General features: G+C 42.8%; 13 protein-coding genes. 7 read left to right on the forward strand and 6 right to left on the reverse strand.

Annotated features, from left to right (window positions below; all coding sequences use genetic code 11):
• The first annotated feature begins 350 nt into the window (after positions 1-350).
• The 4 genes from pepT (at position 351) to IRQ95_RS15445 (ending at position 5,353) form a co-directional block, all read left to right on the forward strand.
• Positions 351-1,580, forward strand: coding sequence for a peptidase T (gene pepT / locus IRQ95_RS15430; protein WP_194437832.1), 1,230 nt, complete (start codon positions 351-353; stop codon positions 1,578-1,580).
• 82 nt (positions 1,581-1,662) lie between these two features.
• Positions 1,663-2,130 carry a DM13 domain-containing protein gene (locus IRQ95_RS15435; RefSeq protein ID WP_194437758.1) on the forward strand — a complete coding sequence of 156 codons (468 nt, stop codon included), beginning with the start codon at positions 1,663-1,665 and terminating at the stop codon, positions 2,128-2,130.
• Positions 2,131-2,183: 53 nt separating this feature from the next.
• Complete coding sequence (locus IRQ95_RS15440) at positions 2,184-3,032, forward strand: mechanosensitive ion channel domain-containing protein (RefSeq protein WP_194437759.1); 849 nt, start codon at positions 2,184-2,186, stop codon at positions 3,030-3,032.
• Between the two features lie 290 nt (positions 3,033-3,322).
• Entirely contained in the window at positions 3,323-5,353 is a 2,031-nt protein-coding gene (locus tag IRQ95_RS15445) for an EAL domain-containing protein (RefSeq protein ID WP_194437760.1), read from the forward strand.
• A gap of 62 nt (positions 5,354-5,415) precedes the next feature.
• Here the strand turns inward: IRQ95_RS15445 and arsB are convergent, their stop codons facing one another.
• Positions 5,416-6,483 (reverse strand): ACR3 family arsenite efflux transporter, encoded by a 1,068-nt coding sequence (gene arsB / locus IRQ95_RS15450; protein ID WP_194437761.1) that lies wholly within the window; start codon positions 6,481-6,483, stop codon positions 5,416-5,418.
• 89 nt (positions 6,484-6,572) lie between these two features.
• Positions 6,573-6,911, reverse strand: a complete 339-nt coding sequence (locus IRQ95_RS15455) for an ArsR/SmtB family transcription factor (protein WP_194437762.1) — start codon at positions 6,909-6,911, stop codon at positions 6,573-6,575.
• 297 nt (positions 6,912-7,208) lie between these two features.
• On the opposite strand from IRQ95_RS15455, the gene IRQ95_RS15460 reads away from it, so the two are divergent.
• Together IRQ95_RS15460 and IRQ95_RS15465 are read left to right on the forward strand one after the other, a co-directional pair.
• Positions 7,209-7,586 (forward strand): hypothetical protein, encoded by a 378-nt coding sequence (locus tag IRQ95_RS15460; protein WP_194437763.1) that lies wholly within the window; start codon positions 7,209-7,211, stop codon positions 7,584-7,586.
• Between the two features lie 148 nt (positions 7,587-7,734).
• Positions 7,735-8,184 (forward strand): YHS domain-containing (seleno)protein, encoded by a 450-nt coding sequence (locus IRQ95_RS15465; protein WP_194437764.1) that lies wholly within the window; start codon positions 7,735-7,737, stop codon positions 8,182-8,184.
• Positions 8,185-8,224: 40 nt separating this feature from the next.
• Here the strand turns inward: IRQ95_RS15465 and IRQ95_RS15470 are convergent, their stop codons facing one another.
• On the reverse strand, positions 8,225-8,848 hold the full coding sequence (locus IRQ95_RS15470; protein ID WP_194437765.1) for an esterase/lipase family protein: 624 nt from the start codon (positions 8,846-8,848) through the stop codon (positions 8,225-8,227).
• Between the two features lie 256 nt (positions 8,849-9,104).
• The gene (locus IRQ95_RS15475; protein WP_194437766.1) at positions 9,105-10,796 is read right to left on the reverse strand and encodes an L-lactate permease; all 1,692 of its coding nucleotides are present in this window, start codon (positions 10,794-10,796) and stop codon (positions 9,105-9,107) included.
• A gap of 160 nt (positions 10,797-10,956) precedes the next feature.
• On the opposite strand from IRQ95_RS15475, the gene IRQ95_RS15480 reads away from it, so the two are divergent.
• The gene (locus IRQ95_RS15480) at positions 10,957-11,856 is read left to right on the forward strand and encodes a LysR family transcriptional regulator (protein WP_194437767.1); all 900 of its coding nucleotides are present in this window, start codon (positions 10,957-10,959) and stop codon (positions 11,854-11,856) included.
• Between the two features lie 37 nt (positions 11,857-11,893).
• Here IRQ95_RS15480 and IRQ95_RS15485 read toward each other — a convergent pair whose 3' ends face one another.
• Positions 11,894-13,519 carry an ABC transporter ATP-binding protein gene (locus IRQ95_RS15485; protein ID WP_194437768.1) on the reverse strand — a complete coding sequence of 542 codons (1,626 nt, stop codon included), beginning with the start codon at positions 13,517-13,519 and terminating at the stop codon, positions 11,894-11,896.
• A 12-nt stretch (positions 13,520-13,531) separates the two neighbouring features.
• On the reverse strand, positions 13,532-14,026 hold the full coding sequence (locus IRQ95_RS15490; protein WP_194437769.1) for a hypothetical protein: 495 nt from the start codon (positions 14,024-14,026) through the stop codon (positions 13,532-13,534).
• Positions 14,027-14,074 lie beyond the last annotated feature (48 nt).

The following is a 14,074-nucleotide window of genomic DNA, read 5'->3' on the forward strand; positions in this document are numbered from 1 at the left end:
TTCTGTATGCCTATGTAATGAATGGAAGCTTCTGCGCACGGTATAACAAAAAATATCGCGATCGCGACCTACGGTCGCTTCCAAAAAAGAACCCCGCTTGAAAAAGCGGGGTTCGTCATCAATCTGAAGCGCCATCACTGATGGCGCTTTTTTGTATCTGTACGTTTAGCGCTGGGAGCATCTCTGTATCACGTAGTTTTAAGTGTATCAATAAATGGAAACTCAATTAACAAACAACAAAAATACCTGATTAAGTGGTTAAATTGTTGTGTAAATCATTGCAATGATTATTTGCCACAATAATATTGACTGAGTTTTGTTCAAGCATGATATTTCGAGATGTACTGATGATGGATAGTTTAGTTAACCGATTTTTGCGTTATGTCTCTTTTGATACGCAATCTAATCCTGAAAACCCATTTTGTCCGAGTAGCAAAGGGCAATTTACTTTTGCTCATGAGCTAAGCAAAGAACTCATTGAACTCGGTTTAAGCGACGTGATATTAGACGATAATGGCTACGTTATGGCCCGTTTGCCGAGTAATGTTGATTACTCTGTACCAGCAATCGGTTTTATCGCTCATATGGATACCGCTCCTGATGCTTCAGGAGCGAATGTTAAACCCCAACTGGTTGAGAATTACCAAGGCGGCGATATTGCATTGGGAACAGGGGAAGAAGTGCTTTCACCAGTGCAATATCCAGATCTGAATAAGTTACATGGTCACACATTAATTACCACAGATGGTACGACTCTACTTGGTGCTGATAACAAAGCAGGGATTGCTGAAATCGTCACTGCGGTTGCCACTCTAATTGCAAATCCTGATATTCCTCATGGTGATGTTTGTATTGGTTTTACTCCAGATGAAGAGATTGGCCGTGGTGCGGATTTGTTTGCGGTAGAGAAGTTTGGCGCACAATGGGCATACACTATTGATGGTGGTCCGGTTGGAGAGTTGGAGTATGAGAATTTCAATGCCACAAATGCTGATGTGATTTTCTATGGCAATAACGTTCATCCAGGGACCGCAAAAGATAAGATGGTCAACTCGATGAATCTTGCGGCTCGTTTTCAGATGATGCTGCCTGCACAAGAAACGCCTGAGTGCACAGAAGGCTATGAGGGTTTCTATCACCTTAAATCCGCTCAGATGTCGGTAGCAAAAAGTGAATTGGGCTACATTATTCGTGACTTTGATCGCGAAGGGTTAGTTCAGCGCAAGGCGTTTATGCAAAATATCGCTGACGAAATTAATGCAAGCCTAAGCCGTGGTCGTATTGAGCTTAAAATGACAGATAGTTACTTTAACATGAAGGAAATGGTAGAGCCTCATCCACATATTATTGAGTTGGCGAAGCAAGCGATGATTGACTGTGATGTTGAGCCAATGATCAAACCAATTCGTGGTGGTACAGATGGTGCTCGCTTGTCTTTTATGGGACTGCCATGCCCTAATATTTTCACTGGTGGATACAACTTCCATGGTATTCATGAGTTCATTACCGTGGATGGAATGAAGCAAGCTGTTAACGTGATAGTAAAATTGGCAGAAAAAACTGCTTTAGAATACCGATAATAGCCTGAATGCTCTACGATTTAACTGTTGGAGCCAGAGAGTGGAGTGCTTTGGCTCATAAGCTATTATCAAGGAGCGTTTAATGCGAATTCTATTACTGATAAGTTCTCATCTTATCTTTGCTGCTGTGGGTTTTGCGTTAGGGATATATGCATTGCCCATTCTTACCCAACCGCAAGCTCCCAAAGTTGAAGATATTCAGGGCATCTCTCAACACGCTCTGTTTAATGCCACGTTTCAACGAGATCGTCTTGATAGCGATTTTCTTCATTGGGGAGAAGGGTCGGTTGCCATCAGTGATACCCAGATCGTATTCATGGGCGAATTGGCTCCGGGGCCGGACTATAAGCTCTATCTATCGCCAGTATTTATTGAAACTGAGGCAGCATTTAATCAATACAAAGATACCATGATTCAAATTGGTGATGTGCGAACGTTTGAGCGATTTAGTTTAGATTTACCGCCTGAGGTTAATGTTTCTGAATACAACACAGTGATAGTATGGTGCGAAAGCTTTGGCGAGTTCATCACATCGGCTCGCTACAATTAATTCAACATTGAATGAATCAATGTAAACATACAAACTGCTTACAGGAGTAACTCGTGGAGAAAGTACAAGTTGTAATCGATTTTCTTCTTACTCACAAAATAGTCTTTTCTGTTTTAATTATTACCTTTATCTCAATCATTCGTCGTATTGCCTTATCAAAAATACGTGGAGACGTCGCCTTCGTCTCTGAAGATCAACGAAAGTGGATGTCACGTACCAAAAATGGGTCTTTTACAACCATCGTCTTGTTGCTGTTTATCCTATGGCAATCTGAACTCAATGAGTTTGCACTCTCACTAACCGCTATTGCTGTTGCTGTTGTAGTAGCCAGTAAAGAGATCATTCTCTGCTTTACAGGCTCTATTCAACGAGCAAGTTCTCGCTCGTTTCGCATTGGTGACTGGATTGAAGTCGGCAAATTGTGTGGTGAAGTCATTGAACATAATATGATGGCGACGGTCATTCAAGAAATTGACTTATACCACGGTCAGTATCATTTTACGGGGAAGACAGCGACATTACCTAACAGTATGTTTTTTACCTATCCGGTAAAAAACCTGAATTTCATGAAGCGATTTGTTTATCACGATTTTTCTGTTGTGGTACGAGACTTTGTTAACCTATACCCAATGTTGCCACCGTTGACCGAAAAAATAGAAGAACACTGTCAAGATTTTATCGAAGTCGCGCGTCGATATAACTCGATCATTGAGCGCCATGCGGGTGTTGACCTACCGGGCTCTGAGCCACATATTCACATCAATAGTACCCCTACGGGTGAGCAAAACATTCACATCATGATCTTTTGTCCAACCGACCAAGCAAACCATATCGAGCAGCAAATTAGACAAGATTTTATGGTGCTATATGAAGAGCGTTTTTCCAACAAAATAGAGCAATAATTCAGCAGGTTACTACTACTTTAGGTCTGTTGGCTTAATTGTGATCTTGTTAATCGTTATGACAAAAAATCCCAATGGAAGTTTGGTTCCATTGGGAGTACTGTGCGCCGACTTGCTTATATATCACCCTGTGTGCTTATGAGTAAGTGAATTGATAATGAATAGTCAATTTGGCGCTGTTGATAGACCAACCACCTCTTAATTAAAGAGGCGACACCACAAGGAATGAATGGGGCGGCGTTTCTATTTGCACGGCTTATAAAAAAGCAAATAAAGAGAAAAAGCCCAACATGAATTTAAAATCGTTGTATCGCTTTATCGCGAGCACATCTGAGAACAGTTACATTAATGGCTTATGTAATGTGTTCTTAATGCTGTTGCCTATCAGTTTGATATCGGCTTTCTGTATGCTGCTAGGGAATGGCCTTAATGTCATTGGCCTGACAGGACTTTCAGAGAAAATATTGTTCACTAGCACCTTGATTTGGAAGTTGTTCCCGATCTTGTTGGTGGTCTATTACTCGCAGTTCTTGGCAACACTACACAAAACGTCTCGCACAAATGTAATCACACCTTCGCTATTGATCTACGTAATTTTGGGTCACGAGTGGGGCATGTTGCATCCAGGCACTTTTATACCTACTAATTATCCTCTTGCCATCATCATTCCTCTTTTGGTTAGTAAAACCACACAAATTTTAGAGCGCAAGAAGTTGTTTATGGAGAGCGATCTACCGAACGTCGTCGACCAGACGATTAACTTGGTCGGTGCATGTATTTTCATGGTAGTACTCTACGCTGGTGCAGGCTTTTTGTTCAAAGGCTGGATACAGTCGTTTAGTGAGTTCGCCCGTTTAATCCCTAGCCTAAATGAATACTCATTGGGTGATGCATTACTGTACGAATTGGTGCGTAACCTTTTTTGGAGTATAGGTGTGAATGGGCACATCATCCTAGCGCCATTAAAAAGCGAGCTTTACGAATTTAGTCTCCAGAGTTATGAGCTCTACCATTCATTTGGTACAGAGCTGCCAATTTTAACCAGCAATTTTTATGATATTTATGCGGCTATGGGCGGTTCTGGCAATACACTTAGCTTAGTGCTTTGTATGCTCTTTTTTACTAAAAATAAAGGCTACCGCACGTTAGCGGTGGCGACTTTGGTGTTGAGTATCTTTAACATCAACGAGCCCATTTTGTTTGGCTTACCGATTATTTTTAACCCTGTATTGGTTATCCCATTTTTGTTGGCACCACTTGCAGGCTTAACCATTGCGTACTTCGCGACATCAATGGGATTTGTGGCCCCAGTTTCTGGCTTTATTAGTTGGATGACTCCTGCATTTTTTAGTGGTTATCTTGCGACGGGCAATGATCTAGCAGCTCCAGTACTTCAGTTAGTGATTATTTTATTGGGTATGCTCATTTACCTACCGTTTTTCAAACAGATGGATAAAGTCGCCGGTTCCAACGAAATATTCACCAAGGGATTGTCGGATAACTTTTTTAATTACCGTGATTTGGGGAATAACCGTTCAGTTATGGGCGTGTTACCACAAATGAGTGCAAACCTATCTGCTCAGCGTGAAATCAGTCAATTACAAAAAGAGGGGGATTTTATTCTGTATTATCAACCTCAGTACGACATGAGCCGTCAGTGCGTCAATTCACTTGAAGTGTTGATTCGTCATAAAAGCTATGACGGTAAAATTACGCCTCCTTGGTTCTTATCGAGCTTTGCGAAACTAGGGTTAACCTCCGAGCTAGACCTTTGGGTTGTGAAGCAGGCATTGAATGAAGTGAGTTCATTGGCGGTAAATCCAAACTTTAAAGTTTCAATCAACATTTCACCCGATACGTTTCTCGTCGAAAATTTCGCGGGTATTGTGACTAATTTGATTGAGAAAAGCAGTTTGTCGTTTAAGCAAGTTGAATTTGAAATTACCGAAGATCTGTTGATCCAAGATGAAACGCGGACTTGGGGAGTGTTTCAAGAATTGCGTAACAAAGGTATCCGAATTGCGTTAGATGACTTCGGTACCGGTTACTCATCGATTGGTAACCTGAGTCGCTATGAGTTCGATAAAGTGAAGATTGACCGTTCATTGGTATTGAACTTGAACCAGAAGAACGGCAGAGAAATGTTCAGTCTAACTAGCCAATTGGTGAGAACCACCGGTGCAGAAATTGTTGTCGAAGGTGTAGAGACGCAAGAAGAGATTGATTTTATGTTAGAGCAAAACATCAATTTGATTCAGGGCTTCTATTTCTACAAGCCAATGCCATTCAGCGAGGTCGTCGAAGGCAAAATGTTCTGCTAAAACAAGTTCAGAGAGAATAGGAAAAGAGGGAGTTATCCCTCTTTTTTGTTATGTGAAGCGGTTTAGGCTTTGGCGAATATTGGGTAGCGCTGTTTTAGTTTCAGCGCGACATTCACTAATGCAATCAATACTGGTACTTCGATGAGTGGACCAATGACGCCGGCAAAGGCTTGGTCTGAGTTGAGGCCAAACACTGCAATAGAAACGGCGATAGCTAATTCAAAGTTATTACCCGTTGCAGTAAACGCGATAGAAGCATTTTTATCGTATTCAATCCCCATACGTTTACCAACAAAGAAACTCACAAAGAACATTAATACAAAGTAGATTGTTAGTGGGATTGCTACGCGAACTACGTCCATTGGTAACTCTAAGATCATTTCGCCTTTCAAGCTAAACATCAATACAATCGTTGCGAGTAATGCAATGAGCGTGATTGGTGAGATAGCAGGAATAAAGCGCTCGTTATACCAAGTTTCGCCTTTCGCTTTCACTAATAGTTTGCGGCTTAGGAAACCTGCTAAGAAAGGAATACCAAGGTAGATAAGCACGCTCTCAGCAATATCAAGCATTGAGATATCAACCGCAAAGCCTTGATAGCCAAATAATGGTGGCAACACAGTGATAAACAACCAAGCCATAAAGCTGTATGTCACGATTTGAAACGCACTGTTGATGGCAACTAATGCTGCGCCATACTCTTTGTTACCACCACCAATATCATTCCACACTAGCACCATAGCGATGCATCGAGCCAAGCCGATTAAGATGATGCCAACCATGTAACCAGGGTGATCGCCCAAAAATGTTAGCGCGAGAACAAACATCAGAATTGGACCCACAATCCAGTTCATAAACAGCGACAGTTTGATCGCCTGCTTATCTTTTTTAACTTTGCCGAGTAGGCTGTAGTCAACTTTAGCTAGGGGTGGGTACATCATTAGGATTAACCCGATTGCTAGAGGGATATTGGTTGAGCCAATAGACATTGCTTCATTCCACTGCGCTATTTCAGGAAATAGAGCGCCCAATGCAACGCCAATAGCCATAGCAAGAAATATCCATAGAGTGAGGTAGCGATCTAGAAAGCCCATTTTGGGTCTTCTAAATTGGTCAGTTGTAGCATTCATAATGTTTCTCTTCGTTTATCGTCGAATGGCGATTTAATTCGTTTAAAAAAATTTGTTGGTTTGGAGGTCATCCCCCCAAACTTAGTTCACTACTGAATGATTTGCTCAAAAATAGCGGTAAATTCTTTGGTCGCTTCAGGTGCAACGCGATAGCAGATTTTTGGTGGATTTGGTTCAGCAGTGATAAATCCTGCCGCTTTTAAAACACGTAGGTGCTCTGATACCGTAGACTGTGCTAGACCTAATTGAGATACCAAGTCACTGTTTAGGCATCCGCCCATACTTTCTAGAACGAGCAGTATTTTTAGAATACGAACCCTCGCAGGGTGTGCGAGAGCTTTTGCTTGCGCGGCAAACTTTTGTTCCAATTCTAACTGAGAGGGAGTGGCCTCTAGCAGTGATGAGTCAGTGGTATTGCATTGCATCATAGCGCGCCTGATAGTTAATCGTCGAATAACGATATGATGCGAGCCGAATATCATTTTGTCAACCTGTTTTACTTTATTGCGAGTATGCAGTTTTGAAAAATAGTGGCTAACTTCTGCTATGTTTCAGCCTAAATTTTGTCTGAATCGCAATTCGAACACTTTTTTTAACAATGGATAGGTCATTATATAGCCGTCACCGCAAAATACTTGGAGTTCTGATACTGTTGATACAAGCTTTTTTGGCAACTAGAGAGCTTGTTTGAATAAGCGTTTGTAATCCCATGTTAAGGAGGCTAAATGAAATGGAGACTTATTGCTTTGTTGCTCGCTGTTTCTACGGCTAGAAGTGTTCTTGCTGATACAAGTGTTGGCTATTACTCAAACGTTACATCACTTTCAGGAGAGCTCTCTGGTATAGAGTTTTTGGTCGTTAATAACGGGCGAGCAGGCTCCTGTGATAAGTCAGTGCTAGTCCAGATTTTTGAAGGGTGGCCACAGCAGCCCGAACTGCTCGATTGTTGTCAGTGTAACTCTAAACTGATTCGCTTTAAGTCCCCCAAATTGGGTACATTTGTGGGGGCGTTGGATACATCAGGCTTAGAAGGTCAATTTGTTGAATCAAATTATCAGGTTACTGCCCCTAAAGGTTTGAGTATTTGGCAAAGGCTGCCTTGAGTTTAGTCGCTAATTTACTCTGCAAATTTCGACTTATTGATTTGGTTCTATTGGCCTCTTTGGCTGATAAGGGCAATAACATGACGCTGAAATTTTCCTGCTAAATACTCTTTCTATAGTAGTGAGTCATTAAAAGAAGGAGAGAGTGATGCGGATGACAAAACGAGTGGCGATGATTTTATTGGTTTGGTTGGGAGCGATATCGACCGCTTTTGCGCTTGAACCTGTCTATAGCGATTTCTTTGGCAAAGCGATAAAAGGTTATGACCCTGTGGCTTATTTTTCTGACGCGAAGCCAGTGAAAGGATCAAGTGATCATCGCTATGACTGGAATGGCGCGACTTGGTACTTCTCATCAAACGCTAATCTAAATATGTTTATTCAAGATCCACAAAAGTTTGCACCACAATACGGAGGCTATTGTGCTTGGGCTGTGAGCGAGGGTTATACAGCAAGTATTGACCCAGAAGCTTGGTATATTCATGACGACAAGCTTTATTTAAATTACAGCCAATCCGTGCAGCGAACTTGGCAAAAAGATGTCACAGGCAATATTAATAAAGCGGATGCAAACTGGCCAAAATTACTGGTTCAGTAGACCGCAGCCAAGTGGGTCAGACTGATTTTTGTTAACCTATTCAATCTAAATGCTCAAAGCAATCATGCTTAATAAAGTAATCAATTTGCTTGGGCACGAACGAATTGTAAATCAAGCTGGTATGGGTACTTGGGCTGAGGATATGGTCTGTCATACCTTCGATTTTGGTCTCTTCTACCGTAACCGTTCCATCAGAAAGCATGGATTGATCCATTCCAAACAGTGCTCGAGCACCGAGTGGGATTGTGCCAGCAATGCAGCCGAGCTTTTGTTTAAAATCCCAAAGATCATCATGCAGGTTTAGACCATGTAGCGGAGAGTTGCCAAGCATGCCGCCAATGCCTAGCTGTTGCATGCGCTCGACAATCGAAGCCCCTCTTATCGGGCTGCCGATAGCGACGACGTGGCTGACTTTATTAAGGTTTGTTTGCCTCTCATTTAAGTAAGCTTTGATGATGAGGCCTCCTAAACTATGTCCGACTAAAACATTGGTTTGGTCTGAGCTAAGTGCACTGTCGATTTTCTCAAAAACGCGTTGTTTGTCGATCGCAACCGTGTTGTAGGTCAGAACTTGAGTTTGATAGCCTAATTTACGCAGTTTATGACTTAAGGGCTGCATGACTAAACCATGCATATACAAACCGTGCAAAATAATGATTTTCATCGCCACCTCAAATACATCCGTACAACATGAGCAAGAAATTATAAAGCTTGCTAAGCACTAACGCTATGGTCGGTGTCGCGATATTGGCTCGAAAATACAGTGGTGATATAACGGGATAAGTATCGATAAAAGGTTGGCACTGATGTTCGTGAGGGAGCGAAAGTAGAGAGCACAATCGCAGTCTTGTCGGACGTAATGAACACCAGTGCCAATTTGGAGAGTTAAGCGCTGCTGCTTAAAGCAGCGCCTTTACCAATTACTTCATTAGTACATCAGTAAATTGGAAACCATAGATAATGATTAAGCCAATGATGCCCGTCATCACCAAGTAGTAGAATGTCGGGATCACTGTCTTACGTAAGGTGGCACCTTCGCGACCCAATAGCCCCACGGTTGCAGAGGCTGCGACCACATTGTGAATCGCAATCATGTTACCCGCCGCAGCGCCTACAGCTTGTAATGCAACCACTACAACACTAGAGATAGTTAGCGTTTGTGCGACTTCAAATTGGAATTGACTAAACATCATGTTTGAGACGGTGTTAGAGCCCGCAATAAACGCACCCAGCGCACCAACGGTTGCACTCAACGCCGGGAAAGCGGTGCCAACAATACCAGCGGCAAAGTTCGCTGTTGTCACAGGCATGCTGGCGAGATCCGCACCGTTAACACCGGAATTGATGAAGATACGCACCATAGGGATAGTAAACAGCAGTACGAAACCGGCACCAATCAAAGTTTTACTTGATTCAGTAAATGCCGCGCCCAGTGGTTTTAAGCTCTTCGCTTGCATTAATACCGCAACTAGAGCAACGAATACCAGGATACCACCAGGCAGGTAAAGCGGTTGAATTGCCGTGCTAATCCCTGTTTCACCGAGGATATTAGTGAACGACACGCTGACACTGGTTAACATAGCTTTAAATTCAGTGCTGACACGGCTTGCGACTAAAACTACTGCTAACAAAACGTAAGGCGCCCATGCCATCACTAAGCTCATTGGCTTGCTTTGGTTATCTTTTAAGTCAATTTTTAGAGAGCCTAACCATTCCGCTGGCCATTTATCTTCTGATTCGAAATCCCACTTGGTTTTAGGTACTAAAAAGCCCTTTTTCGCTGCTGAGACAACGATAGCGAGACCAAATAGACCGCCAATCAGTGATGGAAACTCTGCGCCCAAAAATACGCCTGTTAACGCGTAAGGAACAGTAAATGCTATGCCCGCAAATAGCGCAAACGGCAGAATATCAAGACCTTCACGCCAGCTTTTATTTTTACCGAAAAAGCGGGTCAGCATCATAGCCATGAGTACTGGGATTAAGGTACCAACAATCGCATGAATAATCGCCACGCTAGAGGTAATTTGCTGTAGGTAGGCATTCCACGTGGAGCCATTTTCAATCAGTACATTACCAATTCCGTGAGTATCCAGACCTTTATTCACCCCGACAATGATAGGCGTGCCGACCGCGCCAAACGAAACGGGTGTGGACTGAATCATCATACCCATTAAAACCGCCGCAAGGGCAGGGAAGCCAATCGCGACCAACAGTGGAGCCGCGATGGCCGCAGGCGTACCAAAGCCAGAGGCACCTTCGATAAATGAGCCAAAACACCAAGCGATGATGATGGCTTGGACACGGCGATCTTCTGAGATGTCGGTAAAGCCGTTGCGAATGGTGGTGATAGCGCCGGTGTGTTTAAGAGTGTTAAGTAAGAAGATAGCGCCAAACACAATCCAGAGCACAGATACGGTAATACCAAGCCCTTGGAAAATCGAGGCGAACACACGGGTTGGTGACATGTCCCAGAGGAGTATTGCAATGAATACGGTTAAAGCAAATGCAATCGGCATGGCTCTTTTCGCTGGCCAGTTAAGACCAACCAATAATATTGCCGCCACCACAATCGGTGAGAATGCGGCTAGGGCAAGTAGGGTTTCATTCATAGGGAAATTCCTTTCTCGGGCAGAATAATCAAATGCTGACGAATGGTTTCTAGTTATATTTATTGTGATTTATGTGTTAATTGGATGTGAATGTTACGCTTTATTTTTTGTTAATATAGGGAGATAATGAAAATTATTAGTTCCAAAAATGGTGTAATGGATGCGAGCGGACGATTTGATTTTGTTTTCACAAGTTTTTGAACTGGGGAGTTTTAGTAAAGCAGCTGAGCAAAATAATCTTACAAATTCGGTAGTTAGCAAGAGAATTGCGCGATTAGAAGAACAAGCCGGCGTTCAGTTACTCTACCGTACGACTCGTAAACTTACTCTGACGGAAGCGGGACGCGCTTTGTTACAAGGTGCTAAAAATGTGAAGCAAGCCACGCAAGAAGCGGCTGACTCTGTCTCTGGGTTTGGTGAGAGAGTAACCGGTCACATCAAAATGTCTGTGCCAACCATTTCTGGTGATCTTCTTTTGGCTGATGCGGTGGCAGAATTTTGTAATACTCACCCGGGTCTAACTGTTGATATGTCGCTTGATAACCGCTTTGTTGACTTAGTTGATGGTGGCTATGATCTGGTGATCCGCACTGGTTATTTAGAAGATTCAAGTCTCATCGCACGACATATGCTCGACTCACAATGGGTGGTGTGTGCGTCTCCCGCATATATCACTAAGTTTGGTCGTCCGGTTAAACCGAATGATTTGCTAAACCATAACTGCCTGCAGTATGCGTATCAGACTACTGGGGCGAGTGAGTGGGAGTTTAAAGGCCTAAAGCGCAACCAAATAATCAGGGTTTCCGGTAATTTCTCCACCGATAATGCCACTGCGCTACGCAAAGCGGCGATGGGGGGGCATGGTATCGCTTATGTACCGCGCTGTTTGGTCTACCATGATCTTAATGACGGTGAGCTAATTGATCTATTTCCTGAGCAGGTCGGTAAGCGATTGGGGATTTATGCGGTGTATCCGTTTACACGTCAGCCGCCTAAAAAAGTAAAAATGCTGATTGAACACATTAAGAATCGTTATCTAGAAATCGCCCACTACTTCTAGTGGGCATAAATCTTAATCATTATTCACTATCAATGTATTAAGCGACGAGCTCATTATTATCCTCGAGATCAAAAGAGGCACTAATGAGCTTTTTAGTGTAGTCATGTTTTGGGTTAGCGAATATCTCATCAGCGGAACCCTGCTCCATGATTTCACCTTTTTGCATTACGAGCACTCGATCAGAAAGAGCTTTGACAACACTGAGGTCATGGCTGATAAAGAGGTAGCCGATATTGTGCTTGAGTTGAATCTCTTTTAGTAGATCAATCACTGTCAGTTGTACCGAGCGATCTAGAGCTGAGGTTGGCTCATCGAGCAAGATGAATGAAGGCTCTAATATTAGAGCTCGCGCTATCGCAATACGCTGTCTTTGACCACCCGAAAATTCATGAGGATAGCGATTGATTGCATTTGGGTCTAAACGTACTTCCGTTAACGCTTTTCTTGCACGAATTAAGCGTTCACTTTTACTAAGCTGAGGCTGGTGGACTGTTAAACCTTCAGTAATGATCTCGCCGATAGTCATTCGTGGAGATAGTGAACCATAGGGATCTTGGAACACCATTTGAATATCTTTTTTTAATTCGTGACGCTGCTTGTTACTGAGTTGGCTAAGATCTTGCCCTTTATAGACGATTTTTCCTTCGCTCGGCAACAGGCCGATAATCGCTCTACCGAGAGTGGATTTTCCTGAGCCTGACTCTCCTACAATTCCTAAAGTTTCGCCTTGCTTTAGTTGCAAAGAGATCCCTTTTACCGCTTCAAAATAGACGTTATTACTCGCAATAAAATGAGGTTTTACTAGGAATTTTACTCTTATCTTTTCGGCTGATAATAGTTGTATCGCATTATTATTTACCGTTTGTTTACTCCCCTTAGGGATGGAATTAATCAACATCTTGGTGTAACTATGCACCGGATTATCAAATAGTGCTTGGCATGCGCCGGACTCCACGATTTCTCCGCTGCGCATTACAACCACACGGTCAGCAAAGTGCTTTACCACACCGAGATCATGGGTGATAAATAGAATTGCCATTCCCATCTTTGTTTGTATTTCTTGGATGAGATTGAGTACCTCTGCTTGAACCGTTACATCTAAAGCGGTTGTTGGTTCATCAGCAATAAGGATGTCAGGCTCGTTAATTAAAGCCATTGCAATCATGATGCGTTGCAATTGACCGCCTGAAAACTCATGAGGAAACTTAGTATAAGCTGTCTCAGGGTCTGGTAGGTGTACAAGGTCGAACAACTCAAGTACTTTCAGCTTTGCATTGTGTGCACTGATTGTCTTGTGGCATTTGATCGCTTCAGCGACTTGCTCTCCAACCCTCATATATGGATTCAGTGATGTCATCGGCTCTTGGAATATCATCCCAATTCGGTTGCCGCGTATCTTACGCATCTCGCGCTCTGATAAAAGAGAAAGGTCTCTGTCTTCAAACTTAATACTCACATTAGGGTCAACCAAAGCATTGGCAGGTAGTAAGCGCATGATTGCGCTAGTAGAGACTGATTTACCGCTGCCTGATTCACCAACTATCGCAAGTGTTTCACCCTTGTAGAGTTTGAAGTTGACGTTTTTAACGGCGTTAACCGTACCATCATTGGTTTTAAAGTCGACAGAGAGATTGTCGACTTCAAGGATTGGTCTTTGTGACATTGTACTTCCTTATCAATTAATCACATGAGTTCTTGTTGACTTGTATTGCGCGAACTTTAGGTTATCAAAGTAGTGTTGAGCTTTTTGTAGCAGCTCATATTCAAACATCCAACTGGCATTCCGCTGCGATGAACAAAACGCGCCAATATGGTGCAGTAAGTCATCACTCGCTTTGGTAATTAAGTGTTCTGTCGCGCGGATTAAGTCCCCTTGTTCAATCGAGAGAAATTGAAGCAAAGCATGGGCTTGATTTAGGCAGTCGAAAGCAGCTTGATACTGTCCCATTCTATTGAGTATTTGTGATTGAGAGACGGTAGCATCACGATAGCCAGTAATCAGGCAAACAAACTGACACGGTTTAGTTTGTGAACATTCTGCCGCATTTTGAATATGTGTTGGCATATGAGAGAGCACTTGGTCGTATAAATACTGAGCTTCGGGCCAATGGCCTTGCTCTAACAGTTGCTCTGCTTTTTGATAGTGACTCCAGCACTGATTTAGATCCATATCAGTGAACTCCTTAAAACGGTAATGCATGCAATCAAAAGTAACTGC

This window comes from Vibrio fluminensis (assembly GCF_015278125.1).
In the GTDB taxonomy this organism is placed as follows: Bacteria; Pseudomonadota; Gammaproteobacteria; order Enterobacterales; family Vibrionaceae; genus Vibrio; species Vibrio fluminensis.